The sequence below is a fragment of the Streptomyces inhibens genome, from assembly GCF_003389455.1.
Lineage (GTDB): Bacteria > Actinomycetota > Actinomycetes > Streptomycetales > Streptomycetaceae > Streptomyces > Streptomyces inhibens.
In genome coordinates this window covers 1-5,596 of the sequence record NZ_QUAC01000084.1, presented here as the reverse complement: position 1 = coordinate 5,596, position 5,596 = coordinate 1, and the positions used below count along the sequence as shown (strand labels likewise).

General features: G+C 71.6%; 4 protein-coding genes and 1 pseudogene. All 5 read left to right on the top strand.

Going from position 1 to position 5,596, the window contains the following annotated elements; genetic code table 11:
- A partial coding sequence (infB, locus tag DY245_RS11930) for a translation initiation factor IF-2 (RefSeq protein WP_128506481.1) occupies nucleotides 1-2,154 on the top strand: 2,154 nt, incomplete at its 5' end.
- A 151-nt stretch (nucleotides 2,155-2,305) separates the two neighbouring features.
- The gene (locus DY245_RS11925; RefSeq protein WP_128506479.1) at nucleotides 2,306-2,599 is read left to right on the top strand and encodes a DUF503 domain-containing protein; all 294 of its coding nucleotides are present in this window, start codon (nucleotides 2,306-2,308) and stop codon (nucleotides 2,597-2,599) included.
- Nucleotides 2,600-2,665: 66 nt separating this feature from the next.
- The gene (rbfA, locus tag DY245_RS11920; protein WP_128506477.1) at nucleotides 2,666-3,121 is read left to right on the top strand and encodes a 30S ribosome-binding factor RbfA; all 456 of its coding nucleotides are present in this window, start codon (nucleotides 2,666-2,668) and stop codon (nucleotides 3,119-3,121) included.
- Entirely contained in the window at nucleotides 3,118-4,047 is a 930-nt protein-coding gene (gene truB / locus DY245_RS11915; protein ID WP_128506475.1) for a tRNA pseudouridine(55) synthase TruB, read from the top strand. Before rbfA ends, truB begins: the two co-directional genes overlap by 4 nt.
- Before the next feature lie 470 nt (nucleotides 4,048-4,517).
- Nucleotides 4,518-5,596, top strand: a pseudogene (locus DY245_RS11910) (serine protease); the annotation flags it as partial.

Genomic DNA, 5,596 nt, shown 5'->3' with positions numbered 1-5,596 from the left:
GGCGGCGGTCGCGGTCCCGCGGGCGCTGGTCGTCCCGGTGGCGGCGCCGGTCGTCCCGGTGGCGGCGGCGGCTTCGCCGGTCGTCCCGGTGGCGGTGGCGGCGGTCGTCCGGGTGGCGGCGGCGGTTTCGCCGGTCGTCCCGGTGGCGGCGCCCCCGGTGGTGGCGGCGGCTTCGGCGGTCGTCCCGGCTTCGCCGGTCGTCCGGGTGGTCCCGGTGGCCGTGGTGGCACGCAGGGTGCGTTCGGCCGTCCCGGCGGTCCGGCGCGTCGTGGCCGTAAGTCGAAGCGGCAGAGGCGTCAGGAGTACGAGGCCATGCAGGCCCCGTCGGTCGGCGGCATCATGCTGCCGCGCGGCAACGGTGCGACGGTTCGCCTGTCGCGCGGTGCCTCGCTGACGGACTTCGCCGAGAAGATCAACGCCAACCCGGCGTCGCTGGTCCAGGTCATGCTGAACCTGGGCGAGATGGTCACCGCGACGCAGTCGGTCTCCGACGAGACGCTGCAGCTGCTCGCCGACGAGATGAACTACGTCGTCGAGATCGTCAGCCCGGAGGAGGAGGACCGCGAGCTGCTCGAGTCCTTCGACATCGAGTTCGGCGAGAACGAGGGCGGCGAGGAGATGCTCGTCTCCCGTCCGCCGGTGGTGACCGTCATGGGTCACGTCGACCACGGTAAGACCCGACTGCTCGACGCGATCCGCAAGACGAACGTCATCGCGGGCGAGGCCGGCGGCATCACCCAGCACATCGGTGCCTACCAGGTCGCGACCGAGGTCAACGACGAAGAGCGTCGGATCACCTTCATCGACACCCCGGGTCACGAGGCGTTCACCGCCATGCGTGCCCGTGGTGCCAAGTCGACCGACATCGCGATCCTCGTGGTGGCGGCCAACGACGGTGTCATGCCGCAGACGATCGAGGCCCTGAACCACGCCAAGGCGGCCGATGTGCCGATCGTGGTCGCGGTCAACAAGATCGACGTCGAGGGCGCCGACCCGACCAAGGTGCGCGGCCAGCTCACCGAGTTCGGTCTGGTGGCCGAGGAGTACGGCGGCGACACCATGTTCGTCGACATCTCCGCCCGCCAGGGTCTGAACATCGACCAGCTGCTCGAGGCCGTCGTCCTGACCGCGGACGCCTCCCTCGACCTGCGTGCCAACGCGGAGATGGACGCGCAGGGTATTGCGATCGAGGCCCACCTCGACCGCGGTCGCGGCGCCGTCGCCACCGTCCTCGTCCAGCGCGGTACCCTCCGCGTCGGCGACACGATGGTCGCCGGTGACGCCTACGGCCGAGTCCGCGCGATGCTCGACGACAACGGCAACCACGTCGAGGAAGCGGGTCCGTCGACCCCCGTCCTGGTCCTGGGTCTGACCAACGTCCCGGGTGCCGGCGACAACTTCCTGGTGGTCGACGAGGACCGTACGGCCCGTCAGATCGCCGAGAAGCGCGCGGCGCGCGAGCGCAACGCCGCCTTCGCCAAGCGCACCCGCCGGGTGTCCCTCGAGGACCTCGACAAGGTGCTCAAGGCCGGCCTGGTGCAGGACCTCAACATCATCATCAAGGGCGACGCGTCCGGTTCGGTGGAGGCTCTCGAGTCCTCGCTGCTCCAGCTCGACGTCGGCGAAGAGGTCGAGATCCGCATCCTGCACCGCGGTGTGGGTGCGGTCACCGAGTCGGACATCAACCTGGCGACCGGCTCCGACGCGATCGTGATCGGCTTCAACGTCCGCGCCGAAGGCCGTGCGACGCAGATGGCCGAGCGCGAGGGCGTCGACGTCCGGTACTACTCGGTCATCTACCAGGCGATCGAGGAGATCGAGGCGGCCCTCAAGGGCATGCTCAAGCCGGAGTACGAGGAGGTCGAGCTCGGTACCGCGGAGATCCGCGAGATCTTCCGCTCGTCCAAGCTCGGCAACATCGCGGGTGTGCTCATCCGCTCCGGCGAGGTCAAGCGCAACACCAAGGCGCGCCTCATCCGCGACGGCAAGGTGGTCGCGGAGGACCTCAACATCCAGGGTCTGCGTCGCTTCAAGGACGACGTCACCGAGATCCGCGAAGGCTTCGAGGGCGGTATCAACCTCGGAAACTTCAACGACATCAAGATCGACGACGTCATTGCGACGTACGAGATGCGGGAGAAGCCGCGCGGCTGATCGCGTAGCTGTCACCGGGGCCGGTCGGCGGAGCGAAAACTCCGTCGATCGGCCCCGGCCGTTGCGTGTACGGTTCGAAAAGACACGTAACGCCCCCGGCCAACGCTGGGAGGTGCCCCGAAGGCCCCACGGGTGGCTTTACCCGTTTTGCATGTACGTAGGGACGCTGTCCTTTGACCTGCTTCTCGGCGACATACGGTCGCTGAAGGAGAAGCGCTCCGTCGTCCGCCCGATCGTCGCCGAGCTGCACCGCAAGTACGCGGTGAGCGTCGCGGAGGTCGGGGACCAGGATCTGCACCGCAGGGCCACCATCGGCCTGGCGGTGGTTTCCGGGGACGCCGGGCATCTCGCCGATGTCATGGACCGCTGCGAGCGCCTGGTCGCCGCACGGCCCGAAGTGGAGCTGCTGTCGGTACACCGGCGGCTGCACGGCGACGACGACTGACCTCATGACCGGACACGTCGCTGCCGGTGGAAGCACAATTGTGGAAGACAAGAAGGAGACGGACCAGTGGCCGACAATGCGCGGGCGAAGAAGCTGGCGGACCTCATCCGGGAGGTGGTCGCCCAGAAGTTGCAGCGCGGTGTCAAGGACCCGCGGCTCGGCTCGCATGTGACCATCACGGACACCCGGGTCACCGGCGACCTGCGGGAGGCTACGGTCTTCTACACGGTCTACGGAGACGACGAGGACCGCGCCAGCGCCGCTGCCGGGCTGGAGAGCGCCAAGGGCATCCTGCGCTCGGCGGTCGGGGCCGCGGCCGGCACGAAGTTCACGCCGACCCTGGCGTTCGTGGCGGACGCCCTGCCGGAGAACGCCAAGACGATCGATGACCTGCTCGCCAAGGCACGGGCCGAGGACGCCAAGGTGCGCGAGGTGTCCTCGGGCGCCCAGTACGCCGGTGAGGCCGACCCGTACCGCAAGCCGGGCGAGGACGAGGACGACGAGGGCACCGCGGCAGAATGAAGCGTGAGAGCAACAAGCCGGGCGGTCTTGTCATCGTCGACAAGCCGGCCGGCTTCACTTCGCACGACGTCGTGGCGAAGATGCGCGGCATGGCCCGCACCCGCCGGGTCGGGCACGCCGGCACCCTCGACCCGATGGCGACGGGCGTACTCGTCCTGGGCCTCGAACGGGCCACCAAGCTGCTCGGCCATCTCGCCCTGACGGAGAAGGAGTACGTCGGCACGATCCGGCTGGGGCAGACCACGGTCACCGATGACGCCGAGGGCGAGATCACCGCGTCCAAGGCGGCGCAGGGCATCGCCCGTGAGGACATCGACGCCGGTGTCGCCCGGCTGTCCGGCGCGATCATGCAGGTGCCGTCGAAGGTCAGCGCCATCAAGATCAACGGCAAGCGGTCGTACTCGCGGGTCCGCGAGGGCGAGGACGTGGAGATCCCGGCCCGTCCGGTCACCGTCTCCTCGTTCGTGGTGCACTCCGCGCACGAGGCCGAGGCCGAGGACGGCACCCCGGTGACCGATCTGCTGGTCTCCGTCGAGTGCTCGTCGGGGACGTACATCCGCGCCCTGGCCCGCGATCTGGGCGCCGGGCTCGGTGTCGGCGGCCATCTGACCGCCCTGCGGCGTACCCGCGTCGGCCCGTACAAGCTGGACCGGGCGCGCACCCTGGAACAGCTCCAGGCCGCGGTCGACGACCCCGAGGGGGAGGGGCTGCCGATCATGCCGGTCGGTGACGCGGCCGCCGCGGCGTTCACCCGCTGGGACGTCACCGAGGCACAGGCACGGCTGCTGCTCAACGGCGCGCGGATCCCGATGCCGCGCTTCGAGGGCGACGGACCGGTCGCGGCGTTCGGGCCGGACGGCACGTTCCTGGCGCTGGTGGAGAACCAGGGCGGGAAGGCGAAGAGCCTGGCGGTGTTCGCGATCTAGGCGTCTGGGGGCGTCCCGGGGTGCCTACGGGCGTCCAGGGGCGTCTGCGGACGGGCCGGCGGGGCTTGNGATCTAGGCGTCTGGGGGCGTCCCGGGGTGCCTACGGGCGTCCAGGGGCGTCTGCGGACGGGCCGGCGGGGCTTGTGCCCGACCGCTGAGAGCTGATGGCCGGGGCCGGAGCGTGGACATACGCTCCGGCCCCGGCCCTTGCGCTGTGTGTACGGGGCGCCGGCGGCCGCCCGGGGACGGTGGTGGAACGCGGGCCGCCCGGACCGGCCGGAGCGTCGGCCCGCGCTCCACCATCCCCCTCCTCTGTGTCTCTATCCAGCCGGCGTCGGCCATTCACTCATTCGGTGAGGCGCTCGGAGTGAATCAAGGAGTGGACGGGGGCGCTTTCGACGAGTGTCCTGTCGAGACGATCACCGCCTGCCTACCGTCGGGGTTTCGGGACCGGGCGGGGAGGATCGGCAATGGCGTTGCTGGATGCCGATGCGGACATGGCACTGGTGCGTATCCGCGATCTGACAGGTCGGACGCGCGGCACGGGGTTCCTCGCGGACCACGACGGCACCGTGATCACCAGCCATGAAGCAGTGGACGGGGCGGAACGGCTGGTGTTGCAGACCATGCTGCAACCCGTGGCGGACGCGGGCGGAGGCGCGTCCGGGGGCGCTGTCGGATGGACCTGCCGGGTGGAGCCGGACGCCATCACGCCCCTCCCGGAGGCCGGACTCGCCCTCGTACGGGCCACAGGCCTCGGCGCGCACCGGCTCTCGCCGCTGCCGATCGCCGCGGGCCGGCCGGCGCCCGGCACCGGCGCACGGCTCTGGGCCGCCGGCTGGCTGGACGGCACGGTCGTCGGACCGGGCTCCGGTGTGGCCTACACGGCGACGGACCGGGTCCATCCTCTCGACGAGACACTGGAGTTGGGGCTGTGCGCGGGCGGCCGTGAGGCGCTGCGGCTGGGCGGACCCGCGGTCGGCGGGCCGGTGCTGGACGCGCGGACCGGCGCGGTGCTCGGCGTCCTGGGCACCGCGCTGCACTCCGGGCGCCGGGCGGGCGGCTTCGCCATTCCGCTGCGCGCGGTCGCCGAGGCCGCGCCACGGGGCCCGCTGGCCGCGCTCCTGAAGCACAATGCCGCAACCGTCCCCGCCTACGGCAGCGAGCTGAATCCGGCCGGCGCCCTGCGGCTGGCCGCGGCATCCGTGAGCTCGGCCGAGCGGCCGCGGCTGTGGCGGGAGCCGGTCGAACGGCCGGATGTGGCGGGGGAGTTCGCGCGCTTCACGGCGGGCGAGGGGGCGGTGGGGGCGCGGGTCCTGGGGCTGGTGGGGGAGCCGGGGACCGGGCGGAGCACGGAGCTGGCCGGGCTTGCCGCACGACGGTCGGGGGGCGCGGCCCCCGCTCCGACCGTCTGGCTGCGCGGCGCCGAGCTGCGGGCCGACGACGACGGCGTACGCACCGCCGTCGGGCGCGCGCTGTGCGCTGCGGGCCGGACCGTCGCCGCGGAGGGGCGTACGGCCGGTGACCCGGCGGACGCCACCCCCGAGGC